Consider the following 24,704-nt stretch of genomic DNA (forward strand, 5'->3'; position numbering starts at 1 on the left):
ACCCCTTGAAGGACAGCCGCCACCCGCCGATACGCTGGCCATGGAACAGGCCTATCAGGACAGCCTCATTGCCAAGCGGCTGCCCGAATGGATCCGCCGGCTTCGTATCGTAGCGCCGACCGAACAGAACATCCCGGCAAACGGCCTGTATGAGTCGCAACATGTCGCTTTGCGTGACGCGTTCAAAGCCAGCCTGGCCTGCCGACAATGGCTGGCAAAGGAACTTGCGCGGATTGACGGCATCGACCGTTTCGTCAAGCCGTTGCTTCAACATGCCATGCGTGAAGAATTCGGCATCACGCAGGATGTAGACGGCCTGTATTTCAGGCGCTGGTATACCTACACCGCGCCAAGCCAGGGAACCGTGTGGGGCCGCTACCCGATCCCGGGAAAGGACTGTTTCGAGGTCCCGCTGATCGAGGCGGTACTGGACAATTTCACGCCTGGCGAAGGGCGGGACGAACAGCACAAGGACAACGGCATCGTCGACAGCCTGTCGCAACCGCTCGCTACACCAACCGCAACCGCGCCTGCCTTCGCCCGCCTGTGCCGCCGGCTTGACCTGGGCAAACGCTATCAGCAGCACCTGGATAGCGTACTGAAAGCGCCGGCCAGCCAGGCCAGCGGCTGGCGCAGCATGGCGTCGACCCTTGCGCAACTGTACAGCTCGGCCATGCTGATAGACGCTTGCAAGGCCAAATACGATGGAGCGTTGACCGCTGCCGAAACGGCGCTGGTGCTGGACCTGTGCAAGCATGGACGGCCCGGCACGTTTTACGGATCGAAGGTTGTAGCGCGGCAGCTGCGGGCCTTCGACAGCGATTTGCAACAGATCGTGGTACTCGAGGTGCTGCACGAAGGATGGCTGTTCAACGCCAGCCGCAAGATCATTGTCTACATTCCCGATGACCCGTTTGGCCCCTGGAGCGTAAGCCGTGATCTGGAAACCTTCACCCGCAAGGTACTGGGCAAGCGACTGCGGGATACGCACTACCAGGCGTTCTTCAAACGTTTCGTACGACGACGCGACAGCCAGCAGTTCTTTTTCAGGGTCGCCAAGGAGCTGGTGGGGGTCGCTGATTGGGCAACGCGGGAAATGGACCAGCACCTGCACGATTACCCGCTGCCGTTGTTCGAACACCTTGCCGCTGCGCGGATTGCCCATATCAAGGATGATGCAGCGCTGATCGCCACTCCGGTGGCAGATCTGGACCGCACGGCCCAGGAGGCCCATCGACAGAGGTTGGCGGTCGAGGGTTGGACGCTGCTCAGCGTGGCCGGGGTATTCATCCCTGCACTTAATGCGCTGCTCCTGGCGGTGATGGTGTGGGACCTTCTGAGCGAGTTGTTCCAAGCGGTGGAAGACTGGCGTGAGGGCGATACCAGCGCAGCGCTGGAGCATGTCCTCAGTGTGACCAAGGACCTGGCTGTGATCGGTGCCGCCGCGGTGGTTTGGCGCGAAACGAGCCGGGCCTGGGTCGCGTTGGACCAATGTGTGCCGGCGCGCCTGGAGGACGGAACCGAGAAGCTCTGGAATGCCGACCTGAGGCCGTTTCGCAGCGTGGCACCTCCTGCCGGCGAAGTGGCCGATGCCAGGGGGGTGTACCGCGTTCAGGACAGCAGCTGGATGGTCATGGACGGCCATTACTACCAGATCGTCCAGCGAGCGGACGAAGAATGGCAGCTGGCGCCACGAGATGGCCATGGACCTTTGTTGCGTCACAATGACGCCGGTGCCTGGCGGTTATGGACCGAGCAACCTGCCAACTGGACGGACAAGCACAGGATGTTCCGCCGCCTTGGTGAGCGTTTCGCTCGCCTGGATGATGAACAGATTGACCAGGCCATGGCCATCCACGCACTGGATGCAGATTACCTTCGGGCGTTGCATGTTTATGGTCGGCCGCCTGAAGCTGAGCTGGTCGATACCGTTGAACGCCTGCTGATCGACCGCCGGCTGCAGGCCTTGCTGGACGGTTTGAGGCTTGGGCGCGTAGCGGCTGACGCACCGTTGCTGCTGAAGGCCCGCGCATTACCTGGCGTTACCGAGCACGAGGGGCCAGCATTGGCAGCGCAGCTGTCGACAAGGCGTCGCCAACTGTTCCAACAGCTGTACGAAGAGCAGCAGCAACCAGACGACGCTGCATCGGCGACGTTGCGCCGGACATTCCCTAGCCTGCATCGCCTGGCTGCCCGCCAGCTTGTGAACGGGTTGTCACAGGACGGCGCCGAGTTTCAGGCCCTGGCCAGCGGCACGGTGCCGTTCCGGCTGGTCGCCCGGGCCAGGTTGAGCGTATTGCGCATTCGCGTTGCGCGAGCCTGCGAAGCGCTGTTCATCCATCCGCCTCAGTCGCTGGACCAGGCCAAGGTAGCGTTGACGCTGCTCGATAACTTCGACACCAGGGAGATCAGGCCGCGCTGGCGGCTCTACGACGGCGATAGTCCGCGGCCGGTCATGACGACCAGTGGCAATGGCGCGAACTACAGGCTTGTGCATGAAAACGGGCGATTCTGGCTTGAGGACGCGCTGGGCGTCGAGTTGCGTGGCCCCGGCGAGCTGTTCGAAATACTGGTTGATGCGTTCGCCCCTGCAGATCTTGCGGCCCTTGGCATCCATCAACCCTATGCCCAAGGCCTGAGAGAACTGCTGGCTCGGCAAGTGCAGACGCACAGCAAAGTGCTCGCCCAAGCGTTGGGCAAAGACCCTCGACAGCCGTGGCTGCTGACGCCGCTGCGGCTGGACGACGGCAGGGTCGGCTACCCGTTGGGCGGCGGTCAGGGACGCTTTGCCCGGCCTGCGTCGCGACCCCGGGCGTTCGCGGCGCGTCTGCGCGACCTTTACCCGGATTACTCGGATGAAGAAATCGAAGACTGGCTGGCCAGCTTGCACGCCTCTGGACGCGATACCGCCAGTGAGCTTGGCATCCTCGAAGAGCAGGCACGCCGGCTGAGTGACCATCTTCGAAGCTGGGAGCGCCACGGGTTGATGGCCGGTGAAAAGGCTGAACGCAGGCGGTTTCGCAAAGCGATCATGCAATGCTGGCGGGAACGGGTGCCTGCTCAGGTTACCCCCGAGGGGCAACGGCGGTCGGTAACCTGGCAGTACAGCGGGCATGACCTGCACTCGTTGCCAGAGCTGGGGCCGCTGTTCACCTTCCCACATGTCACCGAACTTTCCCTGCGCAGCCTGCTGTTGAAAGCGGTGCCGGCGCAGTTTCTGCTCTCGTTTCCGAACCTGACATCTCTGGAACTCGGCTACAACCAGCTGCGACATCTGCCAAGCAGCCTGTGGTTGCTTGGCAACCTGCGCATACTCGACGTGAGCGGCAATCAGATCTCGCTGGACGCGCTTGAGGCGGAGATGCTGGCAAGTTGTCGGCAGTTACGCTACCTGAACCTGTCGAACAATCGCTTGCAATGCGCGTTTTCGGTGGCGCGGATGGAGCATTTGTCCGAACTGCGTTTGCGCAATACCGGGCTGGCCGCGCTTCCCGAAGGCACCATGGACTGCCAGAGTTTGTACATGCTCGACGCTTCCAACAACGCCATTGCATCGCTGCCCCGCGATTTCACCCAGTCCCGTTTGTGGCAGAACGGCTACGTGGTGCTCTCGGGCAACCCGGTCCTGGAGCGCCAGGCTGCAGAGCTGCAGGAGGCATGGGAAATTCCGGAAACCAGCACTGTTCCTCATAAACTGCGCTGGCTGGACCGCCTGGACGGTGAACAGCGCGAGGACCTTGGTTGCCTGTGGATCAGTACCGAGCTGATGGATGGGGCGGCGAACTTCATGCGTTTGCTGGCGCAGCTCCTGCGCTCGCGGGACTTCCTCCACCCCCGGTACGGGGAGATGCTGGCTTCGCGGGTTTTGGCGATGATGCAAAAGATCGAGGATGCGCCGGCACTGGCCAAAGACATATTCGCCAATGCCGTGATCGAGAACTGCGCGGACAATGCAACGGTGGTTTTCCAGCAGCTGGAAATCCGATGTCTCGTCTGGGATGCAGAGCAGGGGGCCCCGTCGCGTGACCAGGAGAGCACGCTGGTGAAACTGGCGCGGCGGTTGTGGAGACAGCAGCAGGTCAACTTCATCGCGTTGCGCGAGGCCGAGGCGGCAGGTGCCGGGAACGAGTCGATCGAATGGGCGCTGGCTTATTCGATCCGCTTGCGAGACGACCTGGACCTACCGGTGAACACGCAGAGCATGCTCCATGAGGGGATTCCGAACCTGGACAGTGCCGCGGTCACACGCGCGCTGAGTGAGGTAATGCAGAATGAAACAGCCGAATTGGTGGCAGTGTGGATGGTCGAACAGCCGTTCTGGGAAAAGTACCTGCAGACCCGTTACGAGAAAAAGCTGTTGGTGCCGGAGAGCATGCAAACCGAGTTGGCCAGCCTTGCCGACGAAGTGGCCAAAGCGAAGGTCGAGCAGTGGACTGCAGATACCCGGTTGCAACTGACTACCGACGCTCTGCATCGCTGGGTGTAAGGGGCACATTGGGCTATCCTCAGGTCATGGCTGAGCGCGAGGGGGCGCGAACGGAACGGGTGACAGGCTACGTCTGGTAATGGCCAGTTACTTTTCGTTGAAGCCCCGCAGCGCCAGGTTGGTTTACGCTCGCTTGTCGGATCTTTCTCCCTGATCTGTAGTCTTCTGGTTTATCGAGAGAATAAGGAGATACGCATGCTCGTCCGGTCATTGACCCTCGCCACCTTGCTTGCACTGGTCGGCCCTGTGTCCGCTGCCGATAGTGACGCGCCGCTGGCCAAGGAACTGGGCAAGGCCAGGCCCTTGGTCGTCATTGCACCCAGCAGCGCCGACCCGACGTTGCGCGGCTTGAACGAAGCCCTCAAGGACCCGGCCACCCAGGCGGCCTTCAAAGAGCGCAACCTGGTGCTCTACAGCGTCGCCAACATGATGGGCAAGCGTGAGGACAAGAACCTCGAACAGCAGACCACCATGGCCCTGATCCGTGAGCTGAAGCTGGGCGCGAGCAAGGGCACCAAGGTAATCCTGGTGGGCAAGGACGGCGAGCGGCACATGCTCAAGGACGACGACAGCGGCGATACCCTTGATCCGCAGGTGATTCTCAAGGCAGTCGATGAGTTGTCCGCCAGCGAAAAGGCGGTGACGGCGCCCGAGCCTGTAGCGGCTGCACCGGAAACCAAGGCCAAGGACAGCAAGCCTGGTAAACCAGCCAAGCCCGCCAAGCCCGCGGCACCGCCCAAGCCGCTGGAAGACTGACCCTGCACAACGGCCCCAGCTTAGCCCTGGGGCCGTTGTGTATCGCACTGTATCTGGTCACGTTGCTGACCTATTCCCATACAAAACCACTTGCTGCGGGATACATCCACGACATACCGCAACGGCCTAATGGCTCCACATTCCAACCACAGTGGAGCGACACCATGACTCAAGTACGAAACACCCTCGGCCTGCTCGGCGCTGCCCTGATTGGCAGCATGGCATTGGGCAGCAGTGCGTTTGCCGTCGAACCGTTGGCCCAGGGTTACCAGCTGGCGTCGGCCAAGGTGCCTGACGAAGGCAAATGTGGTGAAGGCAAGTGCGGCGGCAGCGGCAAGGCCACCCAGAGTGAAGGCAAGTGCGGTGAGGGCAAGTGCGGTGCCAGCGCCAAGGCTGGTACTGAAGGCAAGTGCGGCGAAGGCAAGTGTGGTGACGCCTCGTTCGCCAGGACCGACAGCAACCACGATGGCAAGGTCTCGCGCGATGAGTTCCTGGTAGTGGCCGAGGACCGTGCTGGCGATTTCGACAAGATCGACCGCAACCATGATGGCTTCATTTCCGAGCAGGAAGCTGCGGATCACCTCAAGGCGATCTACCAGGCCAACGGCAAAAGCATGCCTGAAGGGCTGTTCAGCCATCTGACCGGCAAGCCCTGACTGTAAATCCCGTGAAACGCGCAACGCCCCTCCTGCTGGCCAGGCGGGGCGTTGTGCCTGTTGGAGAGCCGTTATGCAGCTTACATCATTGTTTCCTCGGCCCTTGCGGGCAGGGCTTGGCCTGCGCCGCGGGCTGTTGCCGCAGTTGCTGGCCATGGATGCCGGCGCAGTGGATTTTCTTGAATGTGCGCCGGAAAACTGGATCGCCGTGGGTGGTGCCTACGGCAAGGGCCTGGCTCAGTTGGCCGAGCGTTTCAGCATTGCCTGCCACGGGCTGTCGTTGTCGCTGGGGGGCAGCGCGCCGCTGGACCGGGTTTTCCTGGACCAGACCCGGCAGTTTCTCGATCGCTACCAGGTGCGCTTGTACAGCGAGCACCTGAGCTACTGCAGCGATGACGGGCACTTGTATGACTTGATGCCCATCCCGTTCACCGACGAAGCCGTACGCCATGTCGCCGCGCGCATACGTCAGGCCCAGGAGCACCTGGAGCGGCGCATTGCGGTCGAGAACATCAGTTACTACGCCGCGCCATACCAGGCGATGAGCGAACTCGAGTTCATCCGTGCGGTTATCGAGGAGGCCGACTGCGACCTGCTGCTGGACGTCAACAATGTCTTCGTCAACGCCTGCAACCATGGCTACGACGCCCAGGCCTTCCTTGCAGGCTTGCCCCAGGCACGGGTGACCGGCATGCACATCGCGGGTCATTACGATGAAGCACCGGACCTCAAGGTCGACACCCACGGGGCTGCGGTGAAGGAAGATGTCTGGGCGCTGTTCGCGCTTGCCTGTGCGCGCTTTGGCGTGCAGCCGACCGTGCTCGAGCGAGATTTCAACTACCCACCGCTGGCCGAACTGCTGGCCGAGACGGCGCGTATCCGCAAGCTCCAGCGTGTGTCGGAGGGGCAAGCCAATGAATGAGACCTTGCGCGAACAGCAGTACACCCTGGCCCGCCATCTGCGCGACCCTCAGCGTCATGCCCCGCCACCCGGCGTGGAGGTGCGGCGGCTGCAGGTTTACCGTGAACTGTTCTATGGTGCTATCGAAGGCCTGCTCGGTGGCAGCTTCCCAGTGATGCGCCAGGCATTGGGTGAGCAGCGTTGGCACGCCCGGGTGCGCGACTTCTATGCCAACTATCGCAGCCAGACGCCGTTGTTTACCGAGCTCGCCGAGGCCTTTGTCGATTATCTGCAAGGGGTCGAACTGGATGCGCCGTGGCAGCTGGAACTGGCGCACTATGAGTGGATCGAGGCGCAGCTGTACCTGAGTGATGCCGAGGACCCGGCTCACGACCCGGCGGGCGACTTGCTCGAAGGGCAACCGCTGTTGTCATGTGTGGCGCGGGTGTTGGCGTATCGTTGGCCAGTGGAGCGGATCGGCGCGGACTACCAGCCTGTGGCTGCGCCTGAGGCGCCGACCTTGTTGCTGGTGTATCGCGATGCGCAGTTGCAGGTGCGCTTCGCGCGCCTGGCGCCGCTGGCGTATCGGTTGCTGGCGCTGGAGCAGGGCAGTGGGCGCGCGCGGCTGGAGGCGTTGGGCGGGGATGTGCAGCAGGGGTTGGCATTGCTGCAAGGGCTGCGCAGGCAGGGGGTCATTATCGGGACGCGTTGAGGCGAGGTACTGGGGGCGCGTTGCGCCCCCTTGCTCTTGCAAGCCAGCTCTTGCCTGGGCAGCATTGACCTCAAGCCATGGGCTCTCGCTGCGGGCGCTGGCTTGCCGGCGATGGGCTGCACAGCAGCCCGCGGCGGTTCACCTGCAGAACCGCCCTCTGAGCCAATGGTCCAGGCTCAATCGCCCAGCCCCCTTGAGCAGCAGTGGCAGCAATGCCACCAGGTAGATCAGCGGCAATTTGAAGTTGCCAAAACCCTGGTCGGTAATGGCGTAACCCTGGGCCAGCTCGGCCAGGCTCGACCAGTGCGCGGGCCAATGCACTGCGGCAATCGCCACCACCGTCACCACGATCAGCCCCGCCGATGCCAGCCGGGTACCCAGGCCCAGCAACAGCAGCAACGGCAGGATCAGTTCCGCCCACATCGACAGCTGCCAGTTCAGCTCCGCTGGCAGCAGGTTGAAGGGGAACGGGAAGTTCGCTTGCAAATCAGCGAACCAGTTGCTGCCATTGAACTTCTCCCAGCCGGATTCGAAAAACTCCCAGGCCAGGAACAGTCGCAACGGCAGGTCGGCGCTCCAGGCGCCGAAACGGTCAAAAGTGCCCAGGGTGCGAGTCAAGGTGGTCATGCTGTGTTCTCCTCAGGAAAGGGCGTGGGTGTTTCGGCGTTGCTGGCGGGCCAGCTTGGCGGTGAGTTTGATGGCGATGGCGCTGCACATCAGGGCGAACGCCAGCGGGTACCAGCCACCCATGGGGATGCGTTTGTAGAACGACAGGCAGAACACGGCCGCCAATAGCCACATGCCGGTGCTGTGCAGGGCCTGCCAGGCACGGCCACCCAGCAGGCGCATGGCGGCCTTGAACGAGGTCACGGTGAGCAGCAGCAAGAACAGGTAGCCGACGCTGCCGGGCAGGCTGGAAGTGACCGTGCGGTTGGCCCAGAACAATTCGGGGAACTGCTGGGCATAGTGGTAGATCAGCACGCCGTGCACGGTATGGGAGAAGGCGAATGCCAAGCCCAGGTAGCGCCGTTCCTGCAGGAGGCGGCGGCTGCGGGGGCCCGGCAGCAAAGTCACCAGGGATGAGCCCAGGAATGCCAGCAGGAACAGCGCGAACGAGCTGCGGGCGGTGGCGCGGATGGCGCTGCGCAGGCCGTCCGGGTCAGGCTGGCTGGCCAGGACCACGGCGGTCATCGCCAGGGTCAGCCCGGCGAGGGTAGCGAACAGCTTCCAGCCAGAGGGCAGGGTGAGGGCTTTCATCAGGGAGGCTCCCGGGTTGTTTGGGTGTGACCGGGAGTGTGTCGGAGCGGGGTATCTGCAGTGTGTCGGCGGACGTTGGGTTGTGTATCTGTTTGTAGCGCCGACGCCCGCTTTTTGTAGGCGCGGCCTTGTGTCGCGCCAGGGCCGCACAGCGGCCGCGGCAACTCAGGCGGCGAAGCTGAAAACCGCAGGCGGCTGCCCAGCCCTGTGGCGCATCACGGCGCTACTGCGAACGCTGTCATTTCAGTTCGATCTGTGCGCACAGCCCGCCACTCGCGCGGTTGCTCAGGGTCAGTCGGCCGCCCATGGCCTGGATCAGCTGGTAGGCGATGGCCAGACCCAGCCCGGTACCACCGGTGCTGCGGTTGCGTGAGCCTTCCACGCGGTAGAACGGCTTCAACACCTCATCCAGTTCGCCAGCGGGTATCCCCGGCCCATTGTCGAGCACGCGGATCACCGTCATGTCGCCCTCGCGGCATACTTCCAGCTCGGCAGCGCCGGCGAACTTGAGGGCATTGTCCACCAGGTTCACCAGGACCCGGCGCAAGGCGTGCGGCCGGGTTTCCAGCAGGCTGTCGCTGCTGCCATGGCGCTCGACCCGGGCCCCGCTGTCCTGGTAGTCGAATACCAGGCTGTCGAGGAATGCATCGAGGTTGACCCGGCAGGGGGCTTCGGTGCTGGTGTCCATGCTGCGGGCATAGGCCACGCCTTCGCGCACCAGGTGTTCCATCTCGCCCAGGTCGCTCCACAGCTTGTCCTTTTCCACCCCGTCGTCCATCACCTCGACACGCAGCTTCATGCGCGTGATCGGTGTTTGCAGGTCGTGCGAAATTGCCGCCAGCAATTGCATGCGCTCTTTCAGGTAGGCGGCGATACGCGCCTGCAGGGCGTTGAACGCCACTGCGGCGTAGCGCACTTCGCGCGGGCCGCTTTCATCCAGCTGCACGCCGGGCTTGTCCGGGTCGAGGTTGTCCACCGCGCGGGCCAGGCGGGTCAGCGGGCTGATCGCCAGGCGCACGGCCAGCCAGGTGCACAGCAACAGCACGGCCAACTGGATCAGCAGCACCACCGGCAGCCAGCGGGCCACCGGGACCGGCGCCGGGGTCACGTCGATGGTCAGCGGTGCGCCGTCGGCCAGGCGCAGGTGGGCCTGGAAGTGCGCGATCGGGCCGGGGATTTCCTGGAAGGTCAGGCGGTAGTCGCTGCCGATTGCCTTGACGATCGAATCGGCGGCCATGGGTGGGTCGCTGCTGGGCATTGCCTCGCCTGCCAGGCCCTGGTCCAGTCGGTAGCGGTAGGTGCGCCGTTCCAGGCGCGGCAACCAGGCGGCGCGTTCAGCTGCGGGCAGGCGGTCGAGGATGGCTACCGAGGTGGCCACGTCCTGTTCCAGGGTGCTGAGCATCATCGAGCGGCTGCTGATGTAGCGCTCGTAGGCCTGCAGGCCGAATGACAGGCCATAGGCCAGGACCAGGCCGGTGAAGAAGATCAGTGCCAGGCGCGAGGCAAGGGTGCGTGGCCACTTCATGACGGCGACTCGAGCAGTTGCACCGGCAACGAGAACACGTAGCCCTCGCTGCGCACGGTCTTGATGCAGCTGGGTTCGCGCGCGTCATCACCCAGGCGCTGGCGCAGGCGGCTGACCAGCAGGTCGATGGAGCGGTCGAAGATGTCGGCCTCGCGGCCCTGGGTCAGGTTGAGCAACTGCTCACGGCTGAGCACCCGCTGCGGGTGGTCGAGAAACACCCGTAGCAGGCGGTATTCGGCGCCGCTCAGGGCCACCAGGGTGCCTTCGCGGTCGAGCAGGTGGCGCGCGGTGGTGTCCAGGCGCCATTGGCCGAAGCCGAGCAGCCGGCTGCTTTCGCTGATGGTCAGGTTGGGCGGCAGCATGCGGGTGCGGCGCAGCACGGCATTGATGCGTGCGAGCAGTTCGCGAGCCGAGAACGGCTTGGTCAGGTAGTCGTCGGCACCCATTTCCAGGCCGATGATGCGGTCGGTCTCGTCGTTACGGGCGGTCAGCATCAGCACCGGGGTGTTGCGATGCTTGCCGGCGCGCAGCTCGCGACACAGCAACAGGCCGTCGTCGCCGGGCATCATGATGTCGAGCACGATCAGGTCGACACTGTTGGCTTCGAGAAAGGCGCGCATCTGCCGGCCGTCGGCGACGATGCTGGTGCGCAGGCCGTTCTTCTTCAGGTAATTGCCGACCAGTTCGCGGATTTCGCGGTCGTCGTCGACGATCAGGATGTGATCGACATGTTCCATGCTGCGTTCCTGTGCAGAGGGTGTGGGCGCAGTGTACCGAGCGCATGCGCGCTTGCCTGCTGGGGTTTGTATTGCAGTGTATCTGGCTCTGCGGCTGATACAGGAGGAAGCAGATCACCCCGCTGGGCGACACATACGGGATACCTGGCAGCGCTGAAATGGCTCTCGACCGGGGAGCACGACTCCCCACCCCCAAAGCGTCACACAGGAGAGATGCCATGAACTTCAAGACCTTCGCCAGCGCCAGCCTGTTCGCCGTGCTCAGCTTCGGCACCCTGGCCGCCCACGCTGCCAGCGCACCGATGGACGACGCTGCCGTGATGCAGTACCGCTACGGCGACCACCTGGATGTGCAGAAAGTGTTATCGGTGCAGGATGACCAGAGCAACGCCTGCGGCCTGGTGAACACCCGCATGGACTACCTCGACTCCAAGGGCCAGCAGCAAAGCGTGCAGTACCGCAGCTACGCCACTGGCGGTTGCCATGAAAATTGATCGCCGCCTGATGCTGAAGGTGGGCGGTATTGCCCTGGCCGTGGTCGGCCTGGGCCTGGCCGGGCACCTGCTGGCCCGCGACAGCTACGGTGCGATGCCGTCGCTGTCGGGCGCCAGCCAGTGGCTCAATTCGGCGCCGCTGGATGCCCCGGCACTGAAGGGCAAGGTGGTGCTGGTGGATTTCTGGACCTGGGACTGCATCAACTGCCAGCGCAGCCTGCCGCATGTGAACGCGTGGGCACGGCGCTATGCCGACCAGGGCCTGGTAGTGGTCGGCGTGCACACACCGGAGTACGACTACGAGCACGATGTCGGCACCTTGCGTGACAAGGTGGCCAGGCTGGGGATTGCTTACCCGGTGGCCGTCGACAACGACTACCAGGTGTGGAATGCCTGGGGCAACCAGTTCTGGCCGGCGCACTATTTCGTCGACCGCAAGGGCCAGGTGCGCCATGTGCATTTTGGCGAGGGCGATTACACCGGGCAGGAGCAGGTGATACAGGCGTTGCTGGATGAGCAGGGATGATTGGCCTGTGCCGGCCTGTTCGCAGGTGAGCCCGCTCCCACAGGAGGTACGCAGTACCTGTGAGGGCGGGCCGGCGGCGAAGCAGCCTGCGCCGCATCATCCGCCAAAGCTGGCAAAATGCGCCTGCATCCGCGCCGCATCAGCCTGGCGCCCGCTGAACAGTTCGAATGCTTTCACCGCCTGGAACACCGCCATGTTGCTGCCATCCAGCGTTCGGCAGCCCAGTGCCCGGGCGGCGCGCAGCAGTTCGGTTTCCAGCGGGAAGTAGATGATCTCGGCTACCCACAAGCGCGCATGCAGCAGCGCCACCGGCAGTGGTGTGCCAGGCAGCTTGGCCATGCCCACCGGGGTGGTATTGACCAGCCCGTCCGCTTCGGCCAGCGCCACGGCCAGGTCGCTGCCGACCACGGCGCGTCCGCTGCCGAAATGCGTATTCAGGTTGTCCACCAAGGCCTGCGCACGCGCCGCGTCCACTTCGAACAGCACCAGCCGCTCGACCCCTTCCCCCAGCAGGGCATGCGCCACAGCCGAGCCGGCGCCACCGGCACCCATCTGCACCACCTGGCGCCGGGCCACGTCGGGCAGGCCACGGCGCAAGCCTTCGGCAAAGCCCAGGCAGTCGGTGTTGTGGCCGACCCGCTTGCCGTCCTTGAGCACCACGGTGTTCACCGCGCCGATGCCGCGGGCTTCCTCCGACAGCTCGTCGAGCAATGGCAGGATTGCCTGTTTGAACGGGTAGGTGATGTTGAGCCCGGTAAAGCCGGTGTACTGCGCGGCGTCGAGCAGGCCGGGCAGGGCACTGTCGTCCAGTTGCAATTGGTCGGCATCGATCAGCCGGTACAGGTAGCGCAGGGCCTGGGCATCGCCTTCGTGTTCGTGCAGGGCTGGGGTACGCGATAGCTGGATACCGCGGCCGATCAGGCCGGCGAGGATGGCTGGCTGGCTCATGCGCCGCGCTCCTGCAGCATTTCGGCGAAGTGGCTGAGGGCCATGCGGTAGCCGTGGCTGCCCAGGCCGCAGATCACGCCAACGGCAACGGCGGATACGAAGGACAGGTGGCGGAACGGCTCGCGCTTGTGCACGTTGGACAGATGCACCTCGATCACCGGCAGTTCGGCGGCGACCAGGGCATCGCGGATGGCCACCGAGGTGTGAGTCCAGGCACCGGGGTTGATCACGATGCCGGCGCAGCGGCCGCGGGCGGCATGGATCCAGTCGATCAGTTCGCCTTCGTGATTGGTTTGCCGGAATTCGATTTCCAGGCCATGGGCATGGGCGGTATCGGCACATCCCTGGGCCAGGTCGGCGAGGGTTTCGTAGCCATACTGGGCAGGCTCACGGGTACCCAGCATGTTCAGGTTGGGGCCGTTGAGCACGAGAATGAGAGGCTTCATGACGAGCATCGCTTTGTTGTTGTTGGATGCACCCAGTTTTGTACCGACTGGTTAGTTTAGTCAATCGAGCTGAAGCGTGACCCCGGGAAAGTGGGCGATTATCGAACCCTGATTACCGAGAAGCGTACGCATTACAGAATTGTCATTTTGCCGCCACCGCGCCGATAAGCAGCGCTTTCTACAGTGCCTCGCCAACGTTCGCCGACGAGGAGCTGTTTCGTGCCCATCCCCCGCAAGATCGCCTTGCTCTGCCTGTTGCTGGCGGGCGCCGCCAGCGCCGAGACCGGCCCGAGCCTGAGCCTGCCCCAGGCGCTGGCCGCCGCCTTTGCGAATAACCCGGAGCTGGCTGCGGCCGGCCAGCAAATCGGCATCGCCGACGGCGAACGGCGCCAGGCCGGGCTGATTCCCAACCCGGAGCTGGCCTGGGAACGGGAGGACACCCGCCGCGACACCAGCACCACCACAGTCACCCTCAGCCAGCCATTGGAATTGGGCGGCAAACGCGGTACACGCATTGCCGTGGCCAGTGCCGGCCAGGCCATCGCCCAGCTGGACCTCGAGCGCCAGCGTAATGGCCTGCGCGCCGACGTGGTGCAGGCATTCCACGCCGCCTTGCGCGCGCAAACTGCCGTGGCACTGGCGCAGCAATCCCAGGCGTTGACCGAGCGTGGCTTGCGGGTGGCGCAGGGGCGGGTAGCTGCCGGCCAGTCGTCACCGCTGGAAGCCACCCGCGCCCAGGTGCAGCTGGCTCAGGCCGTGGCTGCAGTGCGCCGCGCGCAAACCCAGCGCAGCGTGGCCAACCAGGCCCTGGCACGCTTGACTGGCAGCCCGCAGGCAAGCTTCGGGCAATTGCAGACGGCCAACCTGTCGCCCGGTGCTGCGCCCAGCGCTGACGCGTTGCTCGACCAGGTCGAGCAAACCGTCGAGTGGCGCCTGGCTGCCGCCCAGGTCGAGCGCGGCGACGCGTCCCTCGGCGCGGAAAAGGCCCTGCGTATTCCCAACCTCACAGTCAGCCTTGGTAGCCAATACAGCCGAGAAGACCGCGAGCGGGTCAACGTGGTCGGCCTGTCGATGCCGTTGCCGCTGTTCGACCGCAACCAGGGCAACGTGCTGGCTGCAGCCCGCCGGGCGGACCAGGCGCGGGACCTGCGCAATGCCGTGGCGCTGCGCCTGCGCAGTGAAACGCGCAACGCTGTCAGCCAGTGGGCGACGGCCATGCAGGACGTGCAGGCCTATGACCGCACCATCCTGCCTGCTGCGCAGCAGGCGGTGGACACGGCCACCCGCGGTTTCGAAATGGGCAAGTTCGCCTTTCTCGATGTACTCGATGCCCAGCGCACGCTGATCGACGCACGTGGGCTGTACCTCGAGGCGCTGGCCATGGCGAGCGACGCGCGGGCGCAGGTCGAACGCATCTATGGCGACCTCGATGACTTCAGCAAATTTCCGCACAGCAGGAGCAACAATGACTAACCCACGCAAGATCGCCCTTGTGCTCGCGGCAGTTGCCGTTTTCGGCCTTGCTGGCCTGGCCTGGACCGGCACCCTCGGCAAGGCCTCCAGCGCGCAGACCGTGCACGATGAGCAGGGCGCAGACAGCCACGGCCATGCCGAAGCAGCGGCCGGCGAAAGCCACGGCGAAGAAGCGGGCGCGCTGCACCTTACCCCTGCCCAGTTCGAAGCTGCCGGGATACAGCTGGCCACCGCCGGCCCTGGTGAACTGGGTAGCACCATCAGTTTTCCGGGTGAGATCCGCTTCGACGAAGACCGCACCGCGCACGTTGTGCCACGCGTGCCAGGCGTGGTCGAGGCGGTACAAGCCGAGCTGGGCCAGGCGGTCAAGCGTGGCCAGGTGCTGGCGGTGATTGCCAGCCAGCAGATTTCCGACCTGCGCAGCGAACAGCAGGCCGCCCAGCGCCGCCTGGAACTGGCGCGCCTGACGTTCCAGCGCGAGCAGCAGCTGTGGCAGGCACGCATCAGCGCCGAGCAGGACTACCTGCAAGCCCGCCAGGCGCTACAGGAGGCCGAGATCGCCATGGCCAATGCCCGGCAGAAGGTTGCCGCCGTGGGCCCGGCCGGCGCCGGCAACCGCTATGAATTGCGCGCACCGTTCGATGCGGTGGTGGTGGAAAAGCACCTGTCCGTGGGCGAGGTGGTCGATGAGACCAGCAATGCCTTCACCCTGTCCGACCTGAGCCGGGTCTGGGCCACCTTCGCCGTGGCCCCGCGCGACTTGGGCAAGGTGGTGACCGGCCGTCATGTCACGGTCAGCGCGGCGGATCTGGAGGCCCAGGTCGAGGGCCGGGTGAACTACGTCGGCAGCCTGCTCGGCGAGCAGAACCGCGCCGCCACCGTGCGCGCCACTCTGGCCAACCCCAATGGCGCATGGCGCCCTGGGCTGTTCGTCAATGTCGCGGTCAGCATTGAACGCTTCACTGCCGCCGTGGTGGTACCGCAAAGCGCTCTGCAAACCTGGCAAGCACAGACCGTGGTGTTCGCCCGTACCGAGGAAGGTTTTGAGGCCCGCCCGGTGCAGACCGGCCGGCGCGACGCTGGCCAGGTGGAAATCACCGGCGGCCTGGCCGCCGGAACCCAGGTGGCCGCCGCTGGCAGCTTTGTCCTGAAGTCCGAGCTGGGCAAAGGCTCGGCCGAACACAGCCATTGATCCTGGGGACCCCTGCATGTTCGAACGCCTGATTCAATTCGCCATCGAGCAGCGCCTGGTGGTGATGCTGACCGTGGTGCTGATGGCCGCGGTGGGTATCCACAGCTACCAGAAGCTGCCGATCGATGCTGTACCGGACATCACCAACGTCCAGGTGCAGGTCAACACCGCCGCGCCCGGTTACTCGCCGCTGGAGACCGAGCAGCGCATCACCTTTGCCATCGAGACTGCCATGGCCGGCCTGCCCGGGCTCAAGCAGACCCGCTCGCTGTCGCGCTCGGGCCTGTCCCAGGTCACGGTCATTTTCGACGACGGCACCGACCTGTTCTTCGCCCGGCAGCTGGTCAACGAGCGCCTGCAGGTAGCCCGCGAACAGCTGCCCGACGGCATCGAAGCGGGCATGGGGCCGATTTCCACGGGGCTGGGTGAAATCTTCCTGTGGACGGTGGAGGCCGAGCCGGGCGCCCTCAAGGAGGACGGCACGCCCTACACCCTCACCGACCTGCGGGTGATCCAGGACTGGATCATCAAGCCGCAGTTGCGCAATGTGCCGGGGGTGGCCGAGGTGAACAGCATCGGTGGCCATGCCAAGCAATACCTGATCGCACCGGAGCCCAAGCGCCTGGCGGCGTACAAGCTCACCCTCAACGACCTGGTCGCGGCGCTGGAACGCAACAACGCCAACGTCGGCGCCGGTTATATCGAGCGCAACGGCGAGCAATGGCTGATTCGCGCGCCAGGCCAGCTGGCGTCGGCCGAAGACATTGCCAATATTGTCATCTCCAGCGTCGACGGCACGCCGATCCGGGTCAGCCATGTCGCCCAGGTGGGCCTGGGGGAAGAGTTGCGCTCGGGTGCGGCCACCGAAAACGGCCGAGAAGTGGTGCTGGGCACCGTGTTCATGCTGATTGGCGAGAACAGCCGTACGGTGGCCCAGGCGGTCGCTGCCAAGTTGCTGGAGATCAACCGCAACCTGCCCAAGGGCGTGGCTGCCGTGACGGTTTACGACCGCACCAATCTGGTCGAGAAAGCCATCGCCACGGTGAAGAAGAACCTGGTCGAAGGCGCCATCCTGGTCATCGCCGTGCTGTTCCTGTTCCTCGGCAATATCCGCGCGGCGCTGATCACTGCCATGGTCATCCCGCTGTCGATGCTGTTCACCTTCACCGGTATGTTCGCCAACCAGGTCAGCGCCAACCTGATGAGTCTTGGTGCGCTGGATTTCGGCATCATCGTCGACGGCGCGGTGGTGATCGTGGAAAACGCCATCCGGCGCCTGGCCCATGCCCAGCAGCGGCATGGCCGCATGCTGACGCGTGCCGAGCGCTTCCATGAGGTGTTTGCCGCGGCACGTGAGGCACGTCGGCCGCTGATCTATGGGCAACTGATCATCATGGTGGTGTATCTGCCGATCTTTGCCCTGACGGGGGTGGAGGGCAAGATGTTCCACCCCATGGCCTTTACCGTGGTCATGGCCCTGCTCGGTGCGATGGTCCTCTCGGTTACCTTCGTACCGGCGGCCATTGCCCTGTTCGTCAGCGGCAAGGTCAAGGAAGAAGAAGGCTTGCTGATGCGCACGGCGCGCCAGCGCTATGCGCCGCTGCTGGCCTGGGTGCTGGGCCGGCGCCGGCTGGCGTTTGCCGCTGCCGCCAGCCTGGTGCTGCTGTCCGGGCTGCTGGCCAGCCGCATGGGCAGCGAGTTCATCCCCAGCCTCAGCGAGGGCGATTTCGCCCTGCAGGCCCTGCGTGTGCCGGGCACCAGCCTGTCGCAGTCGGTGGACATGCAGCAGCGCCTGGAGCAGGCGATCATTGCCCAGGTGCCGGAAGTGCAGCGGGTGTTCGCCCGCACCGGCACCGCCGAGATCGCCGCCGATCCGATGCCGCCGAACATCTCCGATGCCTATGTGATGTTGCGCCCGCGCGAGCAATGGGCGGACCCGGGCAAGCCGCGAGAGGCACTGATTGCCGAGGTACAGCGTGCCGCGGCCAGCGTGCCGGGCAGCAACCATGAGCTGTCGCAGCCGATCCAGTTGCGTTTCAACGAGCTGATATCCGGAGTGCGCAGCGATGTGGCGGTGAAGCTGTACGGCGATGACATGGACGTGCTCAACCGCACCGCCGCGCAGATCGCCAGCAGCCTGCAGGGGGTGCCGGGCGCGTCCGAGGTGAAGGTCGAGCAGACCACCGGCCTGCCGGTGCTGACCATCGACATTGACCGCGACAAGGCGGCGCGGCATGGCTTGAATGTCGGTGAGGTGCAGGATGCCATCGCCATAGCCGTAGGGGGGCGCACGGCCGGTACGCTGTATGAAGGCGACCGCCGTTTCGACATGGTGGTGCGCCTGCCGGAACCCTTGCGTACGGATGTCGACGGGCTGGGCAGCCTGTTGATTCCGGTACCTGCCAGTGCGGCGACGGGCACTGGGCAGATCGGCTTCATCCCGTTGTCGCAGGTGGCCGCGTTGAACCTGCAACTGGGGCCGAACCAGGTCAGCCGCGAGGATGGCAAGCGGGTGGTGGTGGTCAGTGCCAATGTGCGTGGCCGCGATCTGGGCTCGTTCGTCAAGGAGGCGGAACAGACGCTGCTCGCGCAGGTGCAGATTCCGCCGGGTTACTGGACCCGCTGGGGCGGCCAGTTCGAGCAACTGCAATCGGCGGCTGCGCGCCTGCAGGTGGTGGTGCCGGTGGCCTTGCTGCTGGTCATGGCGCTGTTGCTGATGATGTTCAACAACCTCAGGGATGGCCTGCTGGTGTTCACCGGCATTCCCTTCGCCCTCACTGGCGGGGTACTGGCCCTGTGGCTGCGCGACATTCCGCTGTCGATTTCCGCCGGCGTGGGCTTCATTGCCTTGTCGGGGGTGGCGGTGCTCAACGGGCTGGTGATGATTGCCTTCATCCGTGGCCTGCGCGAGCAGGGGCGCACGCTGCGCGCGGCGGTCGAGGAGGGCGCGCTGACGCGCTTGCGGCCGGTGCTGATGACGGCACTGGTGGCGTCGCTGGGGTTCATTCCGATGGCCTTGGCCAGCGGGACCGGGGCGGAGGTGCAGCGACCGTTGGCGACGGTGGTGATTGGCGGGATCCTGTCCTCCACCGCGCTGACCTTGCTGGTGTTGCCGGCGTTGTACCAGTGGGCGTATCGGCGCGAGGAGGGGTAGGAGGGTTGAGATTGCCGGGGCCGCTTCGCGGCCCATCGCGACACAAGGCCGCTCCTGCAACGGTATGCGTCAATCTGCGGTGAACGCGTACCGTTGCAGGAGCGGCCTTGTGTCGCGATGGGCTGCAAAGCAGCCGCGAATGCTCAGACTGTACGACGAGCCGCAGCCCGCACACCGTCGCCTTCCACCTCATCATGCAAGGAAATCCGGGAAGTCTCCGGCAACGCCAACCCGCCCAGCAGCGCCACCAGCGCGATCACCACCAGGTAGAACGCCGGAGCCAGGCTGCTGCCGGTCTGCCCGATCAGCCAGGTCGCCACCAGCGGCGCGGTACCGCCAAACAGCGTGTAGGCCACGTTGTAGGTAATCGCCGAAGCGGTATAGCGGGTACGGGTAGGGAAGCTTTCCGACAGCAACGCCGCAGTCACCACGCCACTGCACAACGCCCCGACCGCCAGCAGGATCACCCCCAGCAGCGCGCCGGCTATCGAACCGGAGCTGGCCAGCCAGTAGGCCGGGAACACGCACAGCATCACCCACAGGCAGGTAAAGCCGATGGTCCTGCGCCGCCCGACGCGGTCCGAGAACGCCCCGGCCAGCGGGCAGCCGACAGCAGCGAACAGCAGGGCTACCGTGGTCACCAGCAGCGCCTGCGCCCGGGTCAGGTTGCCGACCAGTTGCAGGTAGGTAGCGAAGTAGGTGGTGAACATGTAGAACGACAGCGCAGTGAGCGAGATGAACGCGCCCAGGTTGCGGATCGCCCGGCCATGGTGGCGCAGGGTTTCCTTCAGCGGCGAATGCTCATGCGCCTTGCCTTCGGCGAGGGCTTCGCGGAACGCCGGGGTTTCCTCCATGCGCCAGCGCAGGTACAGGCCAACCAGCCCCAGCGGTGCAGCGATAAGGAACGGGATGCGCCAGCCCCAGGCATTCATGGCTTCGGCCGACAGGCTGGCCTCCAGGCCATAGGCAATCACCGCCGCGCAGGCAAAGGCGGAAAAGGTCGAGACCGGCACGAAGCTGCCATAGAAGGCACGCTTGTCGTGGGGGGCATGCTCCATCAGGTAGGCGCACGCCCCGGCATACTCGCCACCGGCAGAAAAACCCTGCAGGCAGCGCGCCAAGGTTAGCAGCGCAGGGGCCGCCAGGCCGATGCTGGCATAGGTCGGCAGCAGGCCGATCAAGGTCGTCGAGCCGGCCATCAGCAGGATGGTCAGCGACAGGATGCGTTTGCGTCCCAGGCGGTCACCCAGCGCGCCGAACACGATGCCGCCCAGCGGGCGCAGGGCAAAGGCCACGGCGAACACGGCGAAGGTTTTCAGCAAGGCCACGCTGGCGTCTGTGCTGGCGAAGAACTGGCTGGCGATCAGGGTAGCGAGAAAGCCATAGACGGCGAAGTCGAACCACTCGACGAAATTGCCAATGGCCGAGGCGGCGATCACCCGGCGCAGGGTGGCGGGTGATACCTCATGCGATGCAGACATACGGAAGCTCTCCGGTTTCCATAGGCAGCCTGGATGAATGTGGCGCGCTTCAGCGCGCCATCGTTGTTATCAGCGCCAGTAGACCGAGTCGGGCAGCGGCGTGCTTCGTTCAGGGCGACCTTGGGATGCCTGTTTCGACCGTTTCGGGCAGGCGCTACACCGCAAACACCACGCCGGTGCGTGAAGCGGCATTGCGAATGTGCTCGTGCATTGCCTTGTGCGCCGCAGCCTGCGAACGACGGCTCAGGGCGCGAAGGATCTTGCGGTGTTCCTGCCAGGTCTCCATGGCCCGCTCCGGGCGAATGAACGGCAGCTTCTGGCTTTCCAGGAAGATGTCCTGGCTGGCGGTGATCACCTGCAGCATGGCGTGGTTGCCACAGGCTTGCAGCAGCAACTGGTGGAAAGCGAAGTCCAGCTGGGCGGCGGCTTCGAAGCGGCCGGCACGAAGCTCCTGGCGCATCGCCTCGACATTTTCCTCAAGGCGGTCGATGTCGTCCGCCGTCAGCGCCAGCGCCGCCTGACCGGCGGCAAACCCTTCCAGGGCATAGCGCAGCTGGAAGGTGTCGCTGGCCGACACCTGTTCGGCGTAGGGCCAGGCGAACGCCGCGGGCGCCGGCACCTGGACGAACACACCCTTGCCCGGCTGGACGCTGACCAGGCCCAGGGCGCTGAGGGATGACAGGGCCTCGCGCAACGACGCCCGGCTGACCCCCAACTGCTCGGCCAGGTCGCGCTGCGAGGGCAGGGCATCGCCGGGCTGATAGGCACCTTCATCGATCAACTTGCGGATGCCTTGCAGGGCCTGTTCGGGGACGGCGCGGGGGAGGGTGTCGAGCATGCTGTTCAGACCGGTCGGAGGCGATGACCTTGGCTTTTTACGGCTATTGCCCGGTGCTGGCAAGTGTTGCGCCGCGCTGGCGCAAGCTGCAGCGGGGCTGCACGAAAGCGGGGCGTAGGCGTTTGGCCGTCCATCGGCACCGGCTGACTGTTCAGACCAGTAAGACCGTGCAATGCCGCCCTTCGCCACGTTCGTGCAGGGGTGGCGGCCTTCGCTGGCATGCCCTGTGCACTGCCCAGCCGGCACCTTCCTTCCATTGATTTCTGCGAGGCCGTTCGATGAAGACATTCCGCACCCTGTTCCTGGCCAGCCTGTTCTGCAGCGGCACCCTGGCACTGCCAACCGCCCAGGCCGATGCGCTGGCCGACATCAGCGCCCGTGGCGTGCTCAAAGTGGCAGTACCGCAGGACTTCCCACCGTTCGGCTCGGTCGGCCCCGACCTCAAGCCCCGTGGCCTGGACATCGATACCGCGCAGCTGTTGGCCGACAAACTGGGCGTAAAGCTGGCCCTGACCCCGGTGAACAGCACCAACCGCATCCCGTTCCTCACCACCGGCAAGGTCGACCTGGTGATCTCGAGCCTGGGCAAGAACCCCGAGCGTGCCGCGGTAATCGACTTCTCGCGCCCCTATGCGCCGTTCTACCTGGCAGTGTTCGGCCCGGCCGACGTGGACATCGCCGGCATCGACGCGGTCGCCGGCAAGACCATCAGCGTCACCCGCGGCTCGATCGAGGACATGGAACTCAGTGCCGTGGCGCCCAAGGGCGCGGTGATCAAGCGCTTCGAAGACAACAACTCGACCATCGCCGCCTACCTCTCCGGCCAGGTCGAATTGATCGCCAGTGGCAGTGTGGTGATGGCGGCCATCGCCGAGAAGAACCCGGCCAAGGTGCCGGTGGTCAAGGTCAAGCTCAAGGACTCGCCGGTCTACGTGGGCGTGGCCAAGAACGAGCCGGCGCTGCTGGAAAAGGTCAACGCCACGCTGGACACCGCCAAGGCGGACGGCAGCCTGAACCGTAATGCCGAAAAATGGCTGAAGCAGCCGCTGCCGGCGGAACTCTGAGTGTTGCCTGGAGCCTGCCGACATGGCCTATGAATTCGACTTTACCCCGGTGCTGGCACAGGCCGACTTGCTGCTCAAGGGTGCCGGGTTCACTCTGCAGTTGACAGCAGTCGGCACGCTGCTGGGCGTAGCCATCGGTGTGCTGGGCGCCGGTGTGCGTGCCTGGCGCGTGCGGCCTTTCGATGCATTGTTCGGCCTGTATGTGGAGCTGATCCGTAACACGCCGTTCATCGTCCAGCTGTTCTTCATCTTTTTCGGCCTGCCGGCGCTGGGCCTGCGCCTGAGCGAGTGGCAGGCGGCGGTGCTGGCCATGGTGATCAACCTTGGGGCCTATTCCACCGAGATCATCCGAGCGGGCATCCAGGCCATTCCCAAGGGCCAGCTGGAAGCCGCCGCGGCCTTGGCCATGAGCCGCTTCGAAGCGTTCCGCCACGTGGTGCTGCAACCTGCGCTGGCCAAGGTCTGGCCGGCGCTGTCGAGCCAGATCGTGATCGTCATGCTGGGCTCGGCAGTGTGCTCGCAGATCGCCACCGAAGAGCTGTCATTTGCCGCCAACTTCATCCAGTCGCGCAACTTCCGCGCATTCGAGACCTACCTGCTGACCACCGCGCTGTACCTGCTCATGGCCATTCTCCTGCGCCAGTTGCTGGCGTGGCTGGGGCAGCGCCTGCTGATGGGGAGACGCTGATGGATTTCACCTTCTGGGACATTCTGCGCAACTTGCTGATTGGCCTGCAATGGACCTTGCTGCTGTCGCTGGTGGCGTTCCTCTGCGGTGGTGCTGCCGGCTTGCTGGTGCTGGTCGCACGGCTGTCCGGGCAGCGGCTGTGGCGCGGCCTGGCGCGCGGCTATATCGAGCTGTTCCAGGGCACGCCGCTGTTGATGCAGCTGTTCATGGTGTTTTTCGGGATCGCCCTGTTCGGCCTGGATGTGTCGGCATGGATGGCTGCGGCCATTGCCCTGACGCTGTTCACCAGTGCCTTTCTCGCCGAAATCTGGCGCGGTTGTGTCGATGCGATCCCGCGTGGCCAGTGGGAGGCCTCCGGCAGCCTGGCGCTGAGCCGGCTGGAGCAGCTGCGCCACGTCATCCTGCCGCAGGCGTTGCGTATCGCCGTGGCGCCGACCGTGGGCTTTTCGGTGCAGGTGGTCAAGGGCACGGCGGTCACTTCGATCATCGGTTTCACCGAGCTGACCAAGACCGGCGGCATGCTGGCCAATGCCACTTTCGAACCCTTCATGGTCTACGGCCTGGTCGCGCTGGGCTATTTCATTCTCTGCTACCCGCTCTCGCTGAGCGCCCGTTACCTGGAAAGGAGGCTGCATGCCCCTGCTTAGAGTGTCTGCTTTGCACAAGTACTACGGCGACAACCACGTGCTCAAGGGCGTCGACCTCAGCATCGAAGAGGGTGAGGTGGTGGCCATCATCGGCCGCAGCGGCTCGGGCAAGAGTACCCTGCTGCGTACTCTCAATGGCCTGGAGTCGATCAGCGACGGGGTGATCGAGGTGGACGGGGAATACCTCGACGCCAGCCGCGCCGACCTGCGCGCCTTGCGCCAGAAGGTGGGCATGGTGTTCCAGCAGTTCAACTTGTTCCCACACCTGAGCGTGGGCGAGAACGTGATGTTGGCGCCGCAGGTGGTGAAGAAGGCCAGCCGCGCCGAAGCGCGCCGCCTGGCCGAGCAGATGCTGGCGCGGGTGGGGCTGGCGGAGAAGTTCGATGCCTACCCCGACCGGCTCTCCGGTGGCCAGCAACAGCGCGTGGCGATCGCCCGCGCCCTGGCCATGTCACCGAAAGTGCTGCTGTGCGACGAGATAACCTCGGCGCTCGACCCCGAGCTGGTCAATGAAGTGCTCGGCGTGGTGCGCCAACTGGCCAGCGAAGGCATGACCCTGATCATGGTCACCCATGAGATGCGCTTCGCCCGTGAAGTGGGCGACAAGCTGGTGTTCATGCACCAGGGCAAGGTGCATGAAATGGGCAACCCGCGTGAGGTGTTCGCCGCGCCGCAAACAGCGGAGCTGGCCAACTTCATCGGGGCAGTGGCGCCGGCCTAGCT

22 protein-coding genes are annotated in these 24,704 nt (G+C 64.8%); 14 read left to right on the top strand and 8 right to left on the bottom strand.

Translation table 11 applies throughout. The features are described 5' to 3' along the window. Positions 1 to 40 precede the first annotated feature (40 nt). From HU763_RS09900 to HU763_RS09920, 5 genes are all read left to right on the top strand, one after another. Positions 41 to 4,486 (top strand): NEL-type E3 ubiquitin ligase domain-containing protein, encoded by a 4,446-nt coding sequence (locus tag HU763_RS09900; RefSeq protein WP_189665677.1) that lies wholly within the window; start codon positions 41 to 43, stop codon positions 4,484 to 4,486. 195 nt (positions 4,487 to 4,681) lie between these two features. Further along, the gene (locus HU763_RS09905) at positions 4,682 to 5,242 is read left to right on the top strand and encodes a DUF4174 domain-containing protein (RefSeq protein WP_186684532.1); all 561 of its coding nucleotides are present in this window, start codon (positions 4,682 to 4,684) and stop codon (positions 5,240 to 5,242) included. A 164-nt stretch (positions 5,243 to 5,406) separates the two neighbouring features. Then, entirely contained in the window at positions 5,407 to 5,898 is a 492-nt protein-coding gene (locus tag HU763_RS09910) for an HvfA family oxazolone/thioamide-modified RiPP metallophore (RefSeq protein WP_186684534.1), read from the top strand. 73 nt (positions 5,899 to 5,971) lie between these two features. Further along, complete coding sequence (locus tag HU763_RS09915; RefSeq protein WP_420831040.1) at positions 5,972 to 6,820, top strand: HvfB family MNIO-type RiPP peptide maturase; 849 nt, start codon at positions 5,972 to 5,974, stop codon at positions 6,818 to 6,820. Beyond that, the gene (locus HU763_RS09920) at positions 6,813 to 7,511 is read left to right on the top strand and encodes an HvfC family RiPP maturation protein (RefSeq protein ID WP_186684536.1); all 699 of its coding nucleotides are present in this window, start codon (positions 6,813 to 6,815) and stop codon (positions 7,509 to 7,511) included. The genes HU763_RS09915 and HU763_RS09920 overlap by 8 nt, the downstream gene beginning before the upstream one ends. 138 nt (positions 7,512 to 7,649) lie before the next feature. Here HU763_RS09920 and HU763_RS09925 read toward each other — a convergent pair whose 3' ends face one another. From HU763_RS09925 to HU763_RS09940, 4 genes are all read right to left on the bottom strand, one after another. Next, positions 7,650 to 8,138, bottom strand: a complete 489-nt coding sequence (locus HU763_RS09925; RefSeq protein WP_170029288.1) for an HvfX family Cu-binding RiPP maturation protein — start codon at positions 8,136 to 8,138, stop codon at positions 7,650 to 7,652. 12 nt (positions 8,139 to 8,150) lie between these two features. After that, positions 8,151 to 8,768: a ferric reductase-like transmembrane domain-containing protein gene (locus HU763_RS09930; protein WP_186684538.1), complete on the bottom strand. Its 618-nt coding sequence runs from the start codon at positions 8,766 to 8,768 to the stop codon at positions 8,151 to 8,153. 238 nt (positions 8,769 to 9,006) lie between these two features. After that, positions 9,007 to 10,293, bottom strand: a complete 1,287-nt coding sequence (locus HU763_RS09935) for a sensor histidine kinase (protein WP_186684540.1) — start codon at positions 10,291 to 10,293, stop codon at positions 9,007 to 9,009. Then, positions 10,290 to 11,030 (bottom strand): response regulator, encoded by a 741-nt coding sequence (locus tag HU763_RS09940; protein WP_186684542.1) that lies wholly within the window; start codon positions 11,028 to 11,030, stop codon positions 10,290 to 10,292. The genes HU763_RS09935 and HU763_RS09940 overlap by 4 nt, the downstream gene beginning before the upstream one ends. Before the next feature lie 218 nt (positions 11,031 to 11,248). On the opposite strand from HU763_RS09940, the gene HU763_RS09945 reads away from it, so the two are divergent. Further along, the gene (locus HU763_RS09945; protein WP_170029292.1) at positions 11,249 to 11,524 is read left to right on the top strand and encodes a DUF2790 domain-containing protein; all 276 of its coding nucleotides are present in this window, start codon (positions 11,249 to 11,251) and stop codon (positions 11,522 to 11,524) included. Between the two features lie 10 nt (positions 11,525 to 11,534). Further along, the gene (locus HU763_RS09950; protein ID WP_186685053.1) at positions 11,535 to 12,050 is read left to right on the top strand and encodes a thioredoxin family protein; all 516 of its coding nucleotides are present in this window, start codon (positions 11,535 to 11,537) and stop codon (positions 12,048 to 12,050) included. A gap of 96 nt (positions 12,051 to 12,146) precedes the next feature. Here the strand turns inward: HU763_RS09950 and HU763_RS09955 are convergent, their stop codons facing one another. Beyond that, entirely contained in the window at positions 12,147 to 12,998 is an 852-nt protein-coding gene (locus HU763_RS09955) for a shikimate dehydrogenase (protein WP_186684544.1), read from the bottom strand. After that, positions 12,995 to 13,444 carry a type II 3-dehydroquinate dehydratase gene (gene aroQ, locus HU763_RS09960; RefSeq protein WP_170029294.1) on the bottom strand — a complete coding sequence of 150 codons (450 nt, stop codon included), beginning with the start codon at positions 13,442 to 13,444 and terminating at the stop codon, positions 12,995 to 12,997. The genes HU763_RS09955 and aroQ overlap by 4 nt, the downstream gene beginning before the upstream one ends. A gap of 219 nt (positions 13,445 to 13,663) precedes the next feature. Between aroQ and HU763_RS09965 the strand changes: the two genes are divergently transcribed. From HU763_RS09965 to HU763_RS09975, 3 genes are read left to right on the top strand one after another with little or no spacing between them, the layout of a single operon-like run. After that, positions 13,664 to 14,917, top strand: coding sequence for a TolC family protein (locus HU763_RS09965; protein ID WP_186684545.1), 1,254 nt, complete (start codon positions 13,664 to 13,666; stop codon positions 14,915 to 14,917). Then, entirely contained in the window at positions 14,910 to 16,109 is a 1,200-nt protein-coding gene (locus HU763_RS09970) for an efflux RND transporter periplasmic adaptor subunit (protein ID WP_186684546.1), read from the top strand. Before HU763_RS09965 ends, HU763_RS09970 begins: the two co-directional genes overlap by 8 nt. Before the next feature lie 16 nt (positions 16,110 to 16,125). Next, positions 16,126 to 19,263, top strand: coding sequence for a CusA/CzcA family heavy metal efflux RND transporter (locus HU763_RS09975; RefSeq protein WP_186684547.1), 3,138 nt, complete (start codon positions 16,126 to 16,128; stop codon positions 19,261 to 19,263). A 143-nt stretch (positions 19,264 to 19,406) separates the two neighbouring features. On the opposite strand, the gene HU763_RS09980 is transcribed toward HU763_RS09975, so the two are convergent. Further along, positions 19,407 to 20,744, bottom strand: coding sequence for an MFS transporter (locus HU763_RS09980; RefSeq protein ID WP_186684548.1), 1,338 nt, complete (start codon positions 20,742 to 20,744; stop codon positions 19,407 to 19,409). 154 nt (positions 20,745 to 20,898) lie between these two features. Beyond that, positions 20,899 to 21,582 (bottom strand): FadR/GntR family transcriptional regulator, encoded by a 684-nt coding sequence (locus HU763_RS09985; protein WP_170029299.1) that lies wholly within the window; start codon positions 21,580 to 21,582, stop codon positions 20,899 to 20,901. Positions 21,583 to 21,860: 278 nt separating this feature from the next. Between HU763_RS09985 and HU763_RS09990 the strand changes: the two genes are divergently transcribed. The 4 genes from HU763_RS09990 to HU763_RS10005 are packed head-to-tail and all read left to right on the top strand — an operon-like array spanning position 21,861 to position 24,702. Next, a complete protein-coding gene (locus tag HU763_RS09990; RefSeq protein ID WP_186684549.1) occupies positions 21,861 to 22,646 on the top strand; it encodes a transporter substrate-binding domain-containing protein in 786 nt (261 codons plus the stop codon). Between the two features lie 22 nt (positions 22,647 to 22,668). Then, positions 22,669 to 23,334 carry an amino acid ABC transporter permease gene (locus tag HU763_RS09995; protein ID WP_186684550.1) on the top strand — a complete coding sequence of 222 codons (666 nt, stop codon included), beginning with the start codon at positions 22,669 to 22,671 and terminating at the stop codon, positions 23,332 to 23,334. Further along, the gene (locus tag HU763_RS10000; protein ID WP_186685054.1) at positions 23,331 to 23,981 is read left to right on the top strand and encodes an amino acid ABC transporter permease; all 651 of its coding nucleotides are present in this window, start codon (positions 23,331 to 23,333) and stop codon (positions 23,979 to 23,981) included. The genes HU763_RS09995 and HU763_RS10000 overlap by 4 nt, the downstream gene beginning before the upstream one ends. Next, on the top strand, positions 23,968 to 24,702 hold the full coding sequence (locus tag HU763_RS10005; protein ID WP_186684552.1) for an amino acid ABC transporter ATP-binding protein: 735 nt from the start codon (positions 23,968 to 23,970) through the stop codon (positions 24,700 to 24,702). Before HU763_RS10000 ends, HU763_RS10005 begins: the two co-directional genes overlap by 14 nt. Positions 24,703 to 24,704: the final 2 nt, after the last annotated feature.

Origin of the sequence: Pseudomonas anuradhapurensis (assembly GCF_014269225.2) — a bacterium.
Classification (GTDB): Bacteria; Pseudomonadota; Gammaproteobacteria; order Pseudomonadales; family Pseudomonadaceae; genus Aquipseudomonas; species Aquipseudomonas anuradhapurensis.

Coding starts and splice junctions, on each gene's coding strand:
- HU763_RS09900 (WP_189665677.1), top strand. CDS start 41: ATGGAACAGGCCTATCAGGACAGCCTCATTGCCAAGCGGCTGCCCGAA.
- HU763_RS09905 (WP_186684532.1), top strand. CDS start 4,682: ATGCTCGTCCGGTCATTGACCCTCGCCACCTTGCTTGCACTGGTCGGC.
- HU763_RS09910 (WP_186684534.1), top strand. CDS start 5,407: ATGACTCAAGTACGAAACACCCTCGGCCTGCTCGGCGCTGCCCTGATT.
- HU763_RS09915 (WP_420831040.1), top strand. CDS start 5,972: ATGCAGCTTACATCATTGTTTCCTCGGCCCTTGCGGGCAGGGCTTGGC.
- HU763_RS09920 (WP_186684536.1), top strand. CDS start 6,813: ATGAATGAGACCTTGCGCGAACAGCAGTACACCCTGGCCCGCCATCTG.
- HU763_RS09925 (WP_170029288.1), bottom strand. CDS start 8,138: ATGACCACCTTGACTCGCACCCTGGGCACTTTTGACCGTTTCGGCGCC.
- HU763_RS09930 (WP_186684538.1), bottom strand. CDS start 8,768: ATGAAAGCCCTCACCCTGCCCTCTGGCTGGAAGCTGTTCGCTACCCTC.
- HU763_RS09935 (WP_186684540.1), bottom strand. CDS start 10,293: ATGAAGTGGCCACGCACCCTTGCCTCGCGCCTGGCACTGATCTTCTTC.
- HU763_RS09940 (WP_186684542.1), bottom strand. CDS start 11,030: ATGGAACATGTCGATCACATCCTGATCGTCGACGACGACCGCGAAATC.
- HU763_RS09945 (WP_170029292.1), top strand. CDS start 11,249: ATGAACTTCAAGACCTTCGCCAGCGCCAGCCTGTTCGCCGTGCTCAGC.
- HU763_RS09950 (WP_186685053.1), top strand. CDS start 11,535: ATGCTGAAGGTGGGCGGTATTGCCCTGGCCGTGGTCGGCCTGGGCCTG.
- HU763_RS09955 (WP_186684544.1), bottom strand. CDS start 12,998: ATGAGCCAGCCAGCCATCCTCGCCGGCCTGATCGGCCGCGGTATCCAG.
- aroQ (WP_170029294.1), bottom strand. CDS start 13,444: ATGAAGCCTCTCATTCTCGTGCTCAACGGCCCCAACCTGAACATGCTG.
- HU763_RS09970 (WP_186684546.1), top strand. CDS start 14,910: ATGACTAACCCACGCAAGATCGCCCTTGTGCTCGCGGCAGTTGCCGTT.
- HU763_RS09975 (WP_186684547.1), top strand. CDS start 16,126: ATGTTCGAACGCCTGATTCAATTCGCCATCGAGCAGCGCCTGGTGGTG.
- HU763_RS09980 (WP_186684548.1), bottom strand. CDS start 20,744: ATGTCTGCATCGCATGAGGTATCACCCGCCACCCTGCGCCGGGTGATC.
- HU763_RS09985 (WP_170029299.1), bottom strand. CDS start 21,582: ATGCTCGACACCCTCCCCCGCGCCGTCCCCGAACAGGCCCTGCAAGGC.
- HU763_RS09990 (WP_186684549.1), top strand. CDS start 21,861: ATGAAGACATTCCGCACCCTGTTCCTGGCCAGCCTGTTCTGCAGCGGC.
- HU763_RS09995 (WP_186684550.1), top strand. CDS start 22,669: ATGGCCTATGAATTCGACTTTACCCCGGTGCTGGCACAGGCCGACTTG.
- HU763_RS10005 (WP_186684552.1), top strand. CDS start 23,968: ATGCCCCTGCTTAGAGTGTCTGCTTTGCACAAGTACTACGGCGACAAC.